The sequence below is a fragment of the Geomonas sp. genome (assembly GCF_056994735.1).
In genome coordinates this window covers 1-13,977 of record NZ_JBXKJL010000437.1, presented here as the reverse complement: position 1 = coordinate 13,977, position 13,977 = coordinate 1, and the positions used below count along the sequence as shown (strand labels likewise).

The 13,977-nt window shown below is 62.2% G+C and carries 12 protein-coding genes; 4 read left to right on the top strand and 8 right to left on the bottom strand.

Annotated elements, in window-relative coordinates; genetic code table 11:
- Window positions 1–675: 675 nt before the first annotated feature.
- Genes AC11W3_RS19130 through AC11W3_RS19120 form a run of 3 tightly spaced genes read left to right on the top strand, consistent with a single transcriptional unit; the run spans window position 676 to window position 3,023 of the window.
- Entirely contained in the window at window positions 676–1,095 is a 420-nt protein-coding gene (locus tag AC11W3_RS19130; protein WP_484088709.1) for a QcrA and Rieske domain-containing protein, read from the top strand.
- A 21-nt stretch (window positions 1,096–1,116) separates the two neighbouring features.
- Window positions 1,117–2,220 carry a cytochrome b gene (locus AC11W3_RS19125; protein ID WP_484088708.1) on the top strand — a complete coding sequence of 368 codons (1,104 nt, stop codon included), beginning with the start codon at window positions 1,117–1,119 and terminating at the stop codon, window positions 2,218–2,220.
- The gene (locus tag AC11W3_RS19120) at window positions 2,217–3,023 is read left to right on the top strand and encodes a multiheme c-type cytochrome (RefSeq protein WP_484088707.1); all 807 of its coding nucleotides are present in this window, start codon (window positions 2,217–2,219) and stop codon (window positions 3,021–3,023) included. Before AC11W3_RS19125 ends, AC11W3_RS19120 begins: the two co-directional genes overlap by 4 nt.
- Here the strand turns inward: AC11W3_RS19120 and AC11W3_RS19115 are convergent.
- The 5 genes from AC11W3_RS19115 to asnB are packed head-to-tail and all read right to left on the bottom strand — an operon-like array spanning window position 3,020 to window position 8,618.
- Window positions 3,020–3,637 (bottom strand): acyltransferase, encoded by a 618-nt coding sequence (locus tag AC11W3_RS19115; RefSeq protein ID WP_484088706.1) that lies wholly within the window; start codon window positions 3,635–3,637, stop codon window positions 3,020–3,022. The two genes, AC11W3_RS19120 and AC11W3_RS19115, sit on opposite strands and share 4 nt — an antisense overlap.
- Before the next feature lie 27 nt (window positions 3,638–3,664).
- Window positions 3,665–3,916, bottom strand: a complete 252-nt coding sequence (locus AC11W3_RS19110) for an acyl carrier protein (protein WP_484088705.1) — start codon at window positions 3,914–3,916, stop codon at window positions 3,665–3,667.
- Between the two features lie 28 nt (window positions 3,917–3,944).
- Complete coding sequence (nadE, locus tag AC11W3_RS19105; protein ID WP_484088704.1) at window positions 3,945–4,943, bottom strand: NAD(+) synthase; 999 nt, start codon at window positions 4,941–4,943, stop codon at window positions 3,945–3,947.
- Between the two features lie 4 nt (window positions 4,944–4,947).
- Window positions 4,948–6,564: a class I adenylate-forming enzyme family protein gene (locus AC11W3_RS19100; protein ID WP_484093555.1), complete on the bottom strand. Its 1,617-nt coding sequence runs from the start codon at window positions 6,562–6,564 to the stop codon at window positions 4,948–4,950.
- A 50-nt stretch (window positions 6,565–6,614) separates the two neighbouring features.
- Complete coding sequence (asnB, locus tag AC11W3_RS19095; RefSeq protein WP_484088702.1) at window positions 6,615–8,618, bottom strand: asparagine synthase (glutamine-hydrolyzing); 2,004 nt, start codon at window positions 8,616–8,618, stop codon at window positions 6,615–6,617.
- A gap of 625 nt (window positions 8,619–9,243) precedes the next feature.
- On the opposite strand from asnB, the gene AC11W3_RS19090 reads away from it, so the two are divergent.
- Complete coding sequence (locus AC11W3_RS19090; RefSeq protein ID WP_484088701.1) at window positions 9,244–10,482, top strand: hypothetical protein; 1,239 nt, start codon at window positions 9,244–9,246, stop codon at window positions 10,480–10,482.
- A 212-nt stretch (window positions 10,483–10,694) separates the two neighbouring features.
- Here the strand turns inward: AC11W3_RS19090 and AC11W3_RS19085 are convergent, their stop codons facing one another.
- The 3 genes from AC11W3_RS19085 to AC11W3_RS19075 all read right to left on the bottom strand — a co-directional run bounded on the left by AC11W3_RS19085 (window position 10,695) and on the right by AC11W3_RS19075 (window position 13,361).
- Entirely contained in the window at window positions 10,695–11,459 is a 765-nt protein-coding gene (locus tag AC11W3_RS19085) for an NRDE family protein (RefSeq protein ID WP_484088700.1), read from the bottom strand.
- A 34-nt stretch (window positions 11,460–11,493) separates the two neighbouring features.
- Window positions 11,494–12,180: a PilZ domain-containing protein gene (locus tag AC11W3_RS19080; RefSeq protein WP_484088699.1), complete on the bottom strand. Its 687-nt coding sequence runs from the start codon at window positions 12,178–12,180 to the stop codon at window positions 11,494–11,496.
- 170 nt (window positions 12,181–12,350) lie between these two features.
- A complete protein-coding gene (locus AC11W3_RS19075) occupies window positions 12,351–13,361 on the bottom strand; it encodes a glycosyltransferase (RefSeq protein ID WP_484088698.1) in 1,011 nt (336 codons plus the stop codon).
- Window positions 13,362–13,977: the final 616 nt, after the last annotated feature.

Genomic DNA, 13,977 nt, shown 5'->3' with positions numbered 1-13,977 from the left:
TCCTTGGGATCGTAATACGTTTCCATCTAGGTCTCCTGTCTCGGGATTGGCATCGGCAGCGGGGGAGAGCATGTCGCCATGCCAGAGGCCGCTGCCTCTTCTTTCACAACTTCATGGAAAATGCGTGCTTCGACAAGCTCGGCACGAACGGGTTTTCATTTTTATACTAATTAGCGCTAATCTTCCGCCATGAGATTGTCATCCCCGAATGCCCTTATCGGGGATCCAGATTTCACGTCGTTTAGGAGCTGGATTCCCGATCAGAAACGCTTCGGGAATGACAGTTTTGGGAGCTGGCGGAAGATTGGTACTAGTCAGGTTTTTTGTTGATCACGGATGCGGCCGACAACCTCAGCACCAAGATCCGTTTCACCCTGAGCGAGGGGAGCGCACCGTCCACCCTGTCTTTGCCTCTCGTCGCTGTGTCGAGTGTCTGTTTGCTCAAAGGCGGGTCAGGATACAGAAATTAAAGCTGCCAGTAAAGAGCTATCGCCCCCTCCGTGATGTCATAGCCACGGCTCACCCACTGTCATAGAAAACCGCTGATACAGATGAAGCGGGGGTGACAGGGCGCGCAATCCAGTCCTGCCAGATCCAAAACAGCTTTAACCCTTGAAATCACTGGGACAACCAGTATACTTGAGCCGAACCTAGAGACAATACCCGGGAGGATCTATGGATAACGACAGCAGGAGAAAATTCCTCGGGGTCTGCCTCGCCGGGGCCACGGTGGCAGCCGCGGCTGCCGTCGCCTATCCGATCTTTCGCTACCTCGCCCCTCGGGAAGGGAGCTCCGGCGCGGAAAAGGTCGTATTCGCCGCCACCGACCTCCCCGAGGGTGAGGCCAAGTTCTTCCAGTATGCCGGTTCCTCCGCCGTCCTGGTGAAGACCAAAGCCGGCCAGGTCATCGCCCTCTCCGCCGTCTGCACCCATCTCGGCTGTATCGTGCAGTGGGAGAAGGACCAGCAGGATTTCCTCTGTCCCTGCCACGCCGGGCGCTATTCGCCTGACGGGGCGGTGCTGGCCGGACCACCTCCCAGGCCGCTGGCCAAACTGCCGATCGCGGTGGCCGAGGGGAAGATAACCGTCGGATAGCAAGCTTTCCATGGAGGCGCCATGCCCTGGTACAAACGGGTTTACAACTGGATCGACCTGCGCGTAGGGATGCAGGAGATCGTGCATAAGGAGCTTACGGGATATCTCCTCCCCCGGAACATCAACGAGTGGTACTCGCTGGGGAGCATCCTGCTGGTCATCTTCACGTTGCAGGTGATAACGGGGATGTTGCTGCTGGTCTACTACGTCCCCGACGCGGAAAAGGCCTTCAAGAGCGTGACCTTCATCATGAACGACCTCCCCTTCGGGTGGTTGATAAGGCTTTGCCACTCGGTCGGATCGAACCTGATGGTGGCGGTTCTCATTCTGCACATGCTTTCCACCCTGATGATGGGGAGCTACAAGAGTCCCCGCGAATTGAACTGGCTCACCGGCTTCACCACCTTCGCACTGGTGGAGGCCATCTCGCTGACCGGCTACCTCCTCCCCTGGAGCCAGCTCTCCTTCTGGGCCACCACGGTAGCCACCAACAGCTTCAGCGCCATTCCGCTCGTCGGCCCCTTCATGGTGGAGTTCATGCGCGGAGGCAAGCTGGTGGGCCCGGCGACGCTGGGGCGTTTCTTTGCGCTGCACGTCTCGGTGATCCCGGTGGTGATCGCCCTGCTGATCGGCCTGCACCTCTTCATACTGAAGCGCACCGGCATCTCCGCCCCACCCTTCGGCAGCACCGAGCCGACCAAACCTTGGCCCGGAGAGATCTACCGCTACCAGAGCCACCCGGGAGGAATCCCCTTCTTTCCCAACTACCTCCTGGTGGATCTGACCTCGATATCAATCTTTTTCGCCATCTTCCTGGGGCTGGTCTTCTTCGGACCTCACCTCCTGTTCACGCCGGACTCCTTCGTGGCCGCCGATCCGTTCAAGACACCGTCACACATCAAGCCGGAGTGGTACTTCCTGGCCAACTACCAGACCCTCAAGATCTTCCCCAGCGAACTCCTGGGCATCGTGCTCCAGGCCGCGGCCGGGACATTCCTGGCGCTATTACCCTTCATTGACCGCTCGCACGAGAGGCACCCCCTCAGGCGGCCGGTATTCCTGACCCTGGTGATTGCCGGGATACTCCTTTGGATCGGGCTTACCATATGGGGGCACTACTCATGATCCGGACAGCGATTAAAGGAATCCTTGCCCTCCTTGCCACTCTGGCACTGATCCAGCAGCCTGCCCTGGCGGACACCGTGCAGCCGGAGACCGTCTGCATCCAGTGCCACGCGGCCCTTCCCGACCGGCTGGGGGCGCCTGTCAATCTCTGGCGCAAGAGCATCCATGCCGACAACGGCATCTCCTGCAACAGCTGCCACGGTGGCGACCCCAAGAGTGCAGCCGACGCCATGAGCCCGGCGCGCGGTTTTATGGGAGCCCCCAAGGAGGAGAAGATCCCCGCCTTCTGCGGGCGCTGCCATGTCGGGGTCATGAAGGACTACCTCTCCAGCGCTCACGGCAGGGCACTTGGCAAGGGCGGCCCCACCTGCGTCACCTGCCACGGCAACCACGGCGTCTACAAGGCCTCACTGAACCTCATCAACGAGAAGACCTGCAGCCGCTGCCACAGCTTCGAACGTGCCCGGATCATCAAGGGCGCCATGCAACAGACCGAAGGCTACATCGTGGGGATCGATCGCAGGATCACCGAGTTGCAGGGAGTAGGTGTCGATACGGAGAACATGGCGAAGGGACTCTTCGCGGTACGGAACCGCTTCCATACCCTGTTCCATGACGTCAATGTGGACCGGGTGAGGGCCGAATCGACCCAGATCAACGGGGAATTGGGGAAGATCAGCCAGCAACTGAAGGTGATCGAGGATGCACGGGCCGAGCGGAAGGTGGCAGGGGCGATAGCGGTCGCCTGCGTGCTGCTGATCGCCGTGCTGATTCACCTGCTGAAAAAGACCTACGACGACTAGCCCGTTGCCTCAGAGCCCCCTCCCTTGACGGGAGGGGGGACGCTCGCCTCAGCACCGCTGCCTCCTGCCACAGGAGAGGAGCTCGCAGCGGCGACGCCCGCGCCAACTCCCTTTAATGCAGACGGGTCGATCTTCTTCAGCCCGAACAGGAACCTGTCGTACTGGACCTGTCCGTCGCTGGTCAGCGGCTGGGTGATCCTGGCCAGGGGGGCCGAGGGGGGAGGGCCGTACAGCACCCGGGGCGGAACGTTCTTGGTCACGACACTGCCGGCGACGACCACGGAACCTTCGCCGATGGTTACGCCGTTGAGGATGGTGCAGTTGGGGCCGATGAAGGCATCTTTTTCTATCACCACGCGGCCGCTCTCCCCCTCGGTGCACCGGTCACCGAGATAGAAATGGGCGAAGATGGTGCACCCGAGGCCGATGGTGACGTTGTCCTTGATGACGATGTTTTCCGGATGAATCTCGTCAATATAGACGTACTGGCTGATCCAGACGTTCTCTCCTATCTGCACCCCCCTTTTCCTATGCAGCCAGGGCCTGAAGGTGTAGCCACCGGGGGCGATCATGGCCATCTTTCCCAGCACCCTTTTCAGCATCTCGCTTCTCATGGCTTCTCCGTACCGGCGGACATCCCGCTAGGACGCCCCCCGCCTCTTCCCCTCGATGAAGGCCGAAACCCTGCGGATGGAGTCGAGGTTTTCAGGTGTCAGTTCCTCATCTTCCACCGGGATGCGGTACTGTTCCTGGATGAAGGCGACCAGCTGCATTATCCCGGTGGAATCCACGATCCCCTCCTTGAGAAAGGAACTGTCGTCCTCCAGTCCGGTGTCCTCGCCGAAGAGAAAATTATCCACCACGAACTGCCTGATCTCCTGTTGCAAGCTCATTGCGGACCTCCTTGATCCTGCCTCTTGGTTATTTCCCTTCGCTCCAGCTGATCTCTTCCACCAGTTGCGGCGGCAGGTGCAGGTAACGGGTGGTGGTGCGCTTGGCGTCGATGTCCATGAAGACCTTCTCGACCTGTTCCGGCTTGAACCCGAGAGCGCCGGCGACACGCCCCGCCGCGACGCCGTTGTTTTTGGCGAAGAGACACAGATCCATCTTGTCGTAGGGGAGCGCGAAGAAGAACTCGTCCTGTCCCTGCGCCAGCGAGTAGGTGTCGGTGGTCGGCTTCCGTCTCCTTATTTCCTCCGGCACCCCCAGGTACTCGGCGAGCTGATAGACCTGCGACTTGTAGAGATGCGCTATCGGCTTTATGTCTGCCGCGCCGTCGCCCAACTTCACGAAGAAGCCCTGGTCGTATTCGAGCCGGTTTGGCGTGCCGGCCACGGCGAAGTGGAGCCGGTCTGCGTGGTAGTATTCCAGCATCTTGCGGATGCGCTGCTTGAAGTTGGTGGCGGCCACGATCTCGAGATAGGGGGTAAAAGGGAGCCTCCTCCTGGCCAGTGTGCCGTCCGGCCCCTGGGCCACCAGGTGGAAGCTGTTGAAGCCCGCGCCCTCGGTCATTCCGGAGATGACGATCTTCGACTTCCACCCCTGTCGGTACTCGGGGACCACCATCCTCACGGCCTCATCGTATCTGCGGTAGAAGCCGACCGCCTGCAGGATGTCCGAGATGTCCTCCTTGACGGTTTCAATCCCCAGCGAGGAGGCAAGCATGCCGCTCAGCTCCAGGGATTCCGCCGCGGAATGGCGCTCCGGCATCTCCAGCCCCAGCACCCTTTCCTTCCCCAAGGCCTTGACGGCCAGGGCCGCGGTCACGCTGCTGTCGATACCGCCGGAGAGGCCGACCACCAGGCCGCGCCGCTTCATCTTGGACAGCATCAGCTCCCGGATCTTCCTGGTGATCTTCGCGGTTTCCTTCTCGGCGTCCAAAAGAAGGACCTCTGCTGAAAAGACGGCTGTAACGCTCATGGGCTCACCTCCTTCCTTTCCCGCTCCCCTGGTCTTCGAGAAGCCCTTCCTTTTTCTCCCCCTCGCCCTTGAAGATTGCCAGGCACCCGGCCCGGTCAATCTTGCTGCTGGCGTACTTCGGGAGCGCCTTGGCCAGCCTGAGCTCGGCCGGAAGCTTGTACCGGGGCAGCTTGTTGACCGCCTGGGCCAGGATGTTGCTGACGCTGGTCTCACCGCTGAGCGGCACCGCCACCGCCACCAGCTTCTTGCCCAGCAGGTCGTCCTCGACCCCGAGCACCGCCACCTCCAGGAGGAGCCCGGTAGCCATCAGGGCATCCTCGACCTCCTGCGGATCGACGCGGTGCCCCCCGACCTTGAGCAGGTCGTCCTTGCGGCCGGTGACATAGAGATAGCCGTCCTCGTCCTGGTACCCCATGTCGCCGGTATGGTAGCCGTTGGCGTCGAGGGCGCGCGCCGTGGCGGCGGCATCCATCCAGTAGCCCTGCATGATGTTGGCCCCGGAGGCCACCAGCTCGCCCAACTGCCCCACCGGCACCTCGCGCCCCTCCTCGTCCAGCACCCTGACGGTGACGCCGGGGATCGGCCTGCCGATCGACTCGATCTTCGCGGCCAGGCGCTCCGGCTCGACGTAGGTCAGCCGGGCGGCGGCCTCGGTGGCGCCGTACATGACGTAGAGCTGGGTGTGCACAGGGAGGGTCTCGATCAGCTTCTCCTTGATCTGGCGCGACATGTGCCCCCCCGCCTGGGTGCAGTAGCGGAGGGAGCCGAGCTTGTCCCGGAAGGCGGCCAGCGGGGAGCGGTGCAGCAGGTAGGCGTAGGTGGCCGGCACCCCCGAGAACCCGGTCACCTTCTCCTCCGCCATCTGCTTGATGACCGAGGCGGGATAGGCGAAGCTGTTGTTGATGACGACCGTGCCGCCGACCGAGAAGTGGGTGTTCAGGAGGGACTTCCCCATGACGTAGAAGAAGGGGAGCACCACCATCTGGATGTCCTGGTCGGTCAGCTTCAGATACTGCACGATCGAGCGGGTGTTGGTGACGATGTTCCGGTGGGAGAGCATGACCCCTTTGGGCTTTCCGGTGGAGCCGGAGGTGTAGATGATGCTGGCGAGGCTCGAGCTCTCGATCGCGACCCGGGGATCGGGAACCTCCCCCGGCCCTACGATTTCCTCCCAGCAGGCGACCTTGCAGAAGGAGGGACGCAGGGACTTCAGGGGAGCGCTGATCACCATGAGCGGAATCCCCAGCGAGTCCGGATCGAGGTCCCGGAGAAGCTGTTCCGATCTGGAAGAGGCAATTACCGCCCTGGGCCCAAGCTCCGCCAGGACCGGGGCCAGCCCGTCCGCCTTGGCGTCGCTGTTGAGCGGGACGGCAACGCCCCCCGCCTTGAGGACGGCGTAGTAGCTGACCACGTACTCCAGGCTGTTCTCGAGCAGCAAGACGATGCGGTCGCCCTGCACTACCCCCTGATCGAGCAGCCAGAGCGCGAGGTGGTTGGCCATCCGGTTGATCCGGCCATAGCTGGCCCGCTCCTCGTCCTGGACGAAGGCGATCTTGTCGGGGCGCACCTCGGCGTTGACCTCCAAAAAAGCGTGGACTGTCGCTACCTGCGAGAGATCCATAAGCTGGGCTCCGTGTCAGGCTGACGGAAGAGTGAAGAGGCAGCCTGGGGTTAGCTGGGGGTGCGGCGCACGTTGTGGCCGGGACCGTAGACGATGCGGTCCGGCGTCACCAGTGATTGCGGACGTAGCGAGGCCGGCTTGACGAACTGCTGGTGCAGAATCTGGGTGGAAAGGGCCCCTACCAGGGCCATGTTCTGGAATTCGCTGGCGAACTCGGCCCCCGAGTTGCGGAACTTGGCGTAGAGGCGGCTCACCTTGGTAGCATTGAAGTACCCCGTCTCCCGCAGCCGCTCTTCCGAGAGGAACTCGTCCACGTAGTCGGCAGGGGCGCCGGGGACGAAGAGTTCCCGGATCGGGGCCCGGTAGGGCTGCTTCGCGCGGCCGGTGATGCTCTCCGGGATCAGCCCCCTGAAGGCGTGCTTCAGGAGGTGCTTCTCGTCGAGGGCGCGGATCTTCCATTTCCCCGGCAGGCTGAAGGCGAAGTCGATCACCCTGTAGTCCAGGAAGGGATGGCGCATCTCGATGGAATGGGCCATGCCGACCCGGTCCCCCTGTGACGAGAGGAGGAAGTTGGAGAGGAAGATCTCCATCTCCAGCACCTGGGCCTTGGAGAGAAGGTCGCGGCGGGCGAAGTTCTCGGGAAGCCACGCTGCCAGCTCCTCGGTAGGATCGTAGCCGGAGAGGGCGGCCAGGGATGCGTCGGAGAGGAAGCCGAGATTCCTCCTGCCGCTATCCCAGCGGACGTTATGCGAGAAGAACGGGTCGTTCAGCTCTTCGGGCCTTACGGCGAAGAACTCCTGCAGGAAGAGCTTGGCCCGGGCGGGATTGGTGAAGACGTAGGGGTAGAGCCTCTGGAGCAGGAGCGGGCGCCTCTCGGAACCGGGCTGCCTCCCCCAGTACTCCCTGATCTTGGCCTCCTTGTAGATGTTGTAGCCGCCCAGGATCTCGTCGGCCCCTTCGCCGGAGAGAACCACCTTGTACCCCTCGGACTGGACCAGCCTGGAGAGGACGAACATCGGCACCGGGGAGGTGCGCAGGACCGGCTTTTCGCAGTGCCAAACCGTCTCCGGGAAGAGGCTCCTGATCTCGGTGTTGGCGATCATCACTTGGCGGTTGTCGGTGCGCAGGAACTCGATCAGCTCTCTCTGGAAGGGGGACTCGTCGAATTCCCTGGTCTCGAAGCCGAGGGAAAAGGTCTTCAAGTGGCTGCTGCAGTGACGGTAGATCAGCATGGAGATGATCGAGGAATCAAGTCCTCCGCTGAGGTAGGCTCCCACCGGCACGTCAGCCCGCAGCCTCAGCCGCACCGCGTCGCTCAAAAGCTCCCGCAGCTGCTCGGAGGCCTCGGAGAAGGAAAGGGGGCAGCGGGCCTCGGGGGGATGGAAGGGTATCCGCCAGTAGGGCTTGATCACCGCCTCGCCCCCCCTGACCCGCATGAAATGTCCGGGGGGAAGTTCGCGGACGCCCTTGAAGACGGTTCTCCCGGGGAGGGTGCTCCAGAAGACGAAAACCTGGCTGAGCGCCTCCAGGTCCAGTTCCCGCGGTCCGTCGACAGCGGCGATGGCCTTGACCTCGGAGGCGAAGATCAATCTGCCGCCCGACCAGGTGTAGTAAAGGGGGCGGATCCCCACCCGGTCCCGGGCCAGAAGGAGCTCCTTCTTCTCCGAGTCCCAGATGGCCAGGGCGAACTGGCCGTTGATCCGCTCCAGGCAGTCGGTCCCGTACTCCTCATAGAGGTGCAGCAGTACCTCGGTATCGGTCGCCGTGCTGAAGCGGTGCCCCTTCCTGATCAGGTCGTCTTTGAGCTCGATGTAGTTGAAGGCCTCGCCGTTGTAGACGATCCAGAGGCGGCCGTCCTCGTTGCCGATGGGCTGGGTGCCGCCGTCTATGCCGATGATGCTGAGCCGGGTGTGCCCCAGGGCCACCTCCTCATCGAGATAGACACCCGACTCGTCCGGACCGCGATACCGCAAGGTCGAGATCATCGACCTGATCTCGTCAAGAGCGGTCTCATCTTTGGCTGAGACATTAACTATGCCGGCAATTCCGCACAAGGGTGGGCCTCGCTATCATGCCTGCCGCTGCCGCAGGTCGTGGATTCCCATTAAACAGAAGGGGGCAAAAAACGATTAAACTATACCAAGCCCCGCGCAGTTAGCAAACTCGATCCCCCCATTTTCGGGCCTTCGGCAGATGGCATCGAGGTAAAAAGAGGGCACTCCGACCGGGGGACGACCAGGGGGCATCTGGCAGGGAAGCTCCTTCATTAGTGTAGTGACAGCGGCAACCGTCTCCTGGCCCGGGATGCCAGGGGCACACCTTCGGCACGGCCGGGGCCAACCACCACCCCAAGGGCCACCTTCGCCCCGATCATCTTAATGAGCCACCCTCCCCGCCGCCATCAAGGCCATCTTTTTTAATCTTTTTCTACCCTCCTTCCGACAGCTACTGTGTTGACACCGCGAGGCCAAACAGGTTACATTACCGCAGAAATCAGCTCCCTCCCCATGGCAGCAACATTGCTGGTTCGCTCCACCCGACATAAGTCTGGTCGTCTCAGCATAGCGAAAATTTAATTAACGTGCCTTTCGCGGCCCCTGCGGGGTCTTCAGACAGCACCGCTGTCGGTAGATCAAGCGAGGCCTCCTCACGCACGCATACCCACTGAAGGAGTCACACGTGAAGCATCCGCACGCCATCCGCCGTCACGAGCCGATCACGTTTCTGCTCGTAGCCCTCCTGGCCCTGCCCCTCGCGCTCTCGGGCTGCAAGGACAACAAGCAGGCCTCGCAGCAGCGCGGCACGGCCTCCGCCGAGACCTTGACACAGGGCGCGCCGAGTTCGGCACAGCAGCCCTCCCCCGCTCCGGCAGCCGCCGCTCCCGCCGCGACTCCGGCACCCCCGGGCGCCGCAACCGCTCCGGCAGCGACAGCAGAAGGGGTTGCGCCCGGCGGCTTTACCGGTCACACCACGGCCACGGCCACGGGTGGCGGCAAGGGCGTCAAGAGTGGCAAGGGCGGCAAAGGAAAGGGAGCCGCGGCAGCTGAACCGAATGTGAAGTACCGGTCGGGAGAAGACCCCGATTACGCGGCCCGCAAGGGTTGGCCGGTGAAGTACCCGACCCCTCTGCCCGGTTCCATACTCCCCCAAAAGCGCATCGTGGCCTACTACGGGAACCCGCTCTCCAAGCGGATGGGCGCCCTCGGGGAATACCCGAAGCCCGAAATGCTGCAGCGGCTGAAGCGTGAGGCCAAGCGGTGGGAGGCGGCGGACCCTTCACACCCGGTGCAGCCCGCGCTGCATCTGATCGCGGTGGTGGCCCAGGGCGACCCGGGGAAGGCGGGGCTCTACCGGATGGTCATGCCGGACGCCATCATCAACCAGGTCTACAGCTGGGCCAAGGAATCGGGCGCCATCCTCTTCATCGACATCCAGACCGGTCACGACAACATCCGGACCCTGCTGCCGCGCTTCGAGTGGCTGCTGAAAAACCCTGACGTCCACCTCGGGATCGATCCGGAGTTCAACCTGATCAAGAGCGGGAAGAAACCGGGGACCAAGATCGGCACCTACGACGCCGCCGACATCAACTACGCCTCCGGCTATCTGAGGGACCTGGTTAAGAAATACAACATCCCCCCGAAGGTCTTCATCGTGCACCGCTTCACCCGTAACGGCGTGACTAACTACAAGAACATCGTGCTGCGCCCCGAGGTGCAGATCGTGATGAACATGGACGGATGGGGCGCACCGTGGCTCAAGCGCGACTCCTACAAGGACTACATCGTGGCTGAACCGGTCCAGTTGACCGGGTTCAAGCTCTTCTACCATAACGACACGAAGAAAGGGGACCCGCTACTCACCCCCGCCGACGTGCTGAAGCTGCACCCGAAGCCGCTCTACATCCAGTACCAGTAGCCCCCCCCCACACTACACGCTCTCACCCGCCCCTCTCCCGGAGAGGGGCGGGGTGAGAGAGCTCTTCCACTTGCTCGTCGGCGCTCTCCCCCCCTCAAGGCAGATCCCGTAAAAAGTACGATAAATAAGGATGCAATTTGGTAGGAGCGCCTTTCCAGGCGCGATCGCGGCCGGGAGGCCGCTCCTACGCTTGGGCAGGCGCTCGTGAAGCGTTATCTCGACCAGTCCAAGGCGATACTGACGTCATGCGTGCCGTTTCCGCCGTGATCGAAGCTGCGCTCGATGAAGGTAGCCTGCAGGTCCTGGTCGACCAGGAGAATGGTGGAGGAGCGGGTGCCGTAGCGTTCGCTGGTGATGAAGATGGAGGAAAGGAGGCGTTCCCATTCAGGCGCTATCCCCGTGTTGGGGAGCTCATGATCGGGAGCCTTGGTTTGATCCGCAAGAAGTGCGAAGATCTCTTCGGAGGTGAACTCTTCCCGCTCCAGCACCCGCGCCAGGGCGGACTTGCCGCGTGCCACCTTGGGCCAGGGTGTGTCGAGCAGGTGGTTGCTCAAACCGTGGATGCCGGGTTGCAGCTGGATCATCTGGTCACTCTTGTTGGAGTAGCAGAAGAGCTGGTCCATCCCGCCCACTACGAGGTTGTAACTGCTGTAGGTTATCCCGCTCCCCCGCAGCCGGGCGAGGTACTCTTCAGCGGGGAGATCTTCTTTCAAAAAGCCACTGACGAGATGTCCGCGGGATGGGGCGTCAGGCCTCATTTCATGAGGTTCGCGGTAGTTGGTGAGGGCCGCGATCCGGCCGTTGGCGGTCACCCCCAGCCACGTCCCCCCGTGAACCAGGTCCCTCCCGCCGAAGACCGCTGCGTCCTCCCACAATGCGGCCGGCGCGGTGGGCCTGTCGTAGAATTCGTCCCTGTTGGCGGCCATAACGAGCGGATAACGTGGGTGTGCCCTCAGGGCCAGTAACAACGTGCACATTTAGAACCTGCCGCTGGTGAGACCATTGCTGGGATCAGAAATTGACAATACCGCCGAACTCTCGCTCCTGGTCCGGAGAGAGCCCCCCCAACATCACCCCCACACCGGGAATACTGCGGGAAACACCCCACTCCAGCCACCATCTTACCATCGCCGGAACGGGAGTCTGGTCCCGCAACTCAACGAACCTGATCCACAGTGGCTGTCCTTCCTCGAACCGCCGCATGGTGTGGAGAAACACCCCCTCCGTCGATACGTTGGTAGTGAAGGCTTTCACGGTCAGTTCTGGTGGGAAGGAAGAATCCGCGGAGAGAAGGACGTTGAGGTTCATGGCCTTTCTTTTCTGCCTGCGTATCCGTCTCGCAGTAAATGACCGGCACCTCGTCTCGATGAACAACCGTAGTACCGAATCGGGATTGGGTGAGAAGCTCTGCTCCAGGGGGCTGAGATTGATCCTTTTCCTGTTCTTGTCCCATTTGACGCGCAGTACCGGGAAAAGGTTGATGCACTCATAGGCGATGGCTTTTTGATCCTTCGAGCAGCGGACCAGTGTCAGGATGTCGATGACCAACCCGTTGTATGGGGTCTCGACTGCCATGTCAGCCATCTCGACAAAAGAAGACGCTATGTCACATCCAGCCCCTGTGTCGGAGATCGCTTTGGCGTATGCCTTCCCGGCTTCGGGATCGCTGACCACTATGAGGACTCTGGTTTCGGCCATGACTACCCGTCATCCCTCAACTTCCCTGTCACCACGCTTTTCGTACAGCCGCCTCAATTCCGAAACCGGATCCCCGGGCGTTGACCATATCCCCAGAGATGCTCGGGTACACTATAACGCCTCGAAAAGGAACTTCAAACCACTTTGTATGCCACCGTCTGCGCCCCGGGTCAGGCGACGCAGATGAAATCAAGCCCTTCCCGCCAGCCGCGCTTTCCGGCCAGGGCGCGAAAGGCGTCCCTTGCTCCACGCAGCCCGATGGCAACTATCATTTTTCTCTCGCCGAGCTCGAAATCGTGTGAGTGCAGCACCGGGGCGCCGTGCAGGATGCGCCCGATCTTACGCGGGTCGATATCCAGCCAGTGAGACACCCGCACGCCGTCCACCGCCAGCAGCCGCTGCCAGGCCCGTGCCTCCCGACCGGCACCGGCCATGACCAGGTCGTCCGTGTTTTTGAGGAAGCCTTCGCGCAAGTGATGGAACTTGCAGCGGCGCATGGCGTCGGAGGAGTAGGCGCTGGACATCCTGGTCTCGCGCTCGGGGTGGTCCCGCCAGAAGAAGAGCGTCTCGGGAAGGCGAGCGAAACGGGTACCGGAAGCGGCCAGCCGCAGCCAGAGATCGTAGTCCTCGGCCCAGCCCAGGTCGCGATAACCGCCGGCATCCCGCACGATCCCGGTCCGCGCCATGATCCCGGGATGGACGAAAGGAGACTCGACGAAGAGGTCAAGGGAGATGGAAGGGTGATGGACGAGGGCGTTTTGCCACCTTTCGTAGTCGATCATGCCGCGCTTGAGCGTGGCGCGGGGGAAATGCCGGAAGCTGGCGGCAACCAGCCCGACCGCCGGGTGCGTGTCGAGATAGGCCGCCTGCTTCTCAAGCCTCAGGGGATGGCAGACATCATCACCGTCCATCCGTGCCAGCAGAGGTGCGCCGCAGGCTTCGAGCCCGGCGTTCAAGGCCGGGACCAGCCCGTTTCCCTCGGTCCGGATGACCCGCACCCGCCGGTCTCTTGCCGCCGCGGCGCCAAGTATCCCGGGGGTCGAGTCTGTCGAACCGTCATCGACGGCAACGAGCTCCCAATCGGGGAGCGATTGGCGGTAGAGGGAGTCGAGGGCGGCCTGAAGGTAGCGCTCCTCGTTGCGGACCGGCATGAGGACGGAGATGCGGGGATCGTTTTTCATAGCTCTTGGGACCGGGTTACTGCTTGAGGAAGCTTCCCTCACCCCTGCTCTCCCGCTTGCGCGCCGAAGCGCTTCAGCGCGCAGGCCCGGAGGGCGAGGGGGAACTTGCACCGTGTCCTTCCGGGAAGGGGACACCGGAAAAGGTGCTTGTGCGGAAGTCGGTGGACGTTGCGTCCCCCCCTTGTCAAAGGGGGGACAGGGGGATTTGCCGTGGGAGCGGCATCGTTGCTGCGGTTCGCGCCCGGAAGGGCGCTCCTACGAAAGGGAGAGCCGGCACCGCATGGCTTGCGTCCCTCACCCACACAGTTGCTCTCCGGAGGGAAAGGGGACTGTGGACAAAAATCTTGAATAAAAAAAGGCCGCCCCGGCAATGGGGGCGGCCTTTTCCTTTTTAAGGCTCTTTTCCTTTTATAGCTTCTACCCTTTCCATCACCCTCCCCTTGAGGGAGGGGGTTAGGGGGTGGGGGAAGGTCCCGCTGCCCGCACTGGCGGCATCAAACCGCCGCCGGCACGCCTTCGAAATCCGGCACCCGCACCGCGTGAGGGATCTCCTTCTCCCAGTCGAGGATCACTGCCACGTCCTCATTGAGCACCATGTCCTCGCCGGACGGCATGG

Excerpts from the sequence above, each read along its gene's own strand:
- AC11W3_RS19130 (WP_484088709.1), top strand. The coding sequence starts at position 676 with ATGGATAACGACAGCAGGAGAAAATTCCTCGGGGTCTGCCTCGCCGGG.
- AC11W3_RS19125 (WP_484088708.1), top strand. The coding sequence starts at position 1,117 with ATGCCCTGGTACAAACGGGTTTACAACTGGATCGACCTGCGCGTAGGG.
- AC11W3_RS19120 (WP_484088707.1), top strand. The coding sequence starts at position 2,217 with ATGATCCGGACAGCGATTAAAGGAATCCTTGCCCTCCTTGCCACTCTG.
- AC11W3_RS19115 (WP_484088706.1), bottom strand. The coding sequence starts at position 3,637 with ATGAGAAGCGAGATGCTGAAAAGGGTGCTGGGAAAGATGGCCATGATC.
- AC11W3_RS19110 (WP_484088705.1), bottom strand. The coding sequence starts at position 3,916 with ATGAGCTTGCAACAGGAGATCAGGCAGTTCGTGGTGGATAATTTTCTC.
- nadE (WP_484088704.1), bottom strand. The coding sequence starts at position 4,943 with ATGAGCGTTACAGCCGTCTTTTCAGCAGAGGTCCTTCTTTTGGACGCC.
- AC11W3_RS19100 (WP_484093555.1), bottom strand. The coding sequence starts at position 6,564 with ATGGATCTCTCGCAGGTAGCGACAGTCCACGCTTTTTTGGAGGTCAAC.
- AC11W3_RS19085 (WP_484088700.1), bottom strand. The coding sequence starts at position 11,459 with ATGTGCACGTTGTTACTGGCCCTGAGGGCACACCCACGTTATCCGCTC.
- AC11W3_RS19080 (WP_484088699.1), bottom strand. The coding sequence starts at position 12,180 with ATGGCCGAAACCAGAGTCCTCATAGTGGTCAGCGATCCCGAAGCCGGG.
- AC11W3_RS19075 (WP_484088698.1), bottom strand. The coding sequence starts at position 13,361 with ATGAAAAACGATCCCCGCATCTCCGTCCTCATGCCGGTCCGCAACGAG.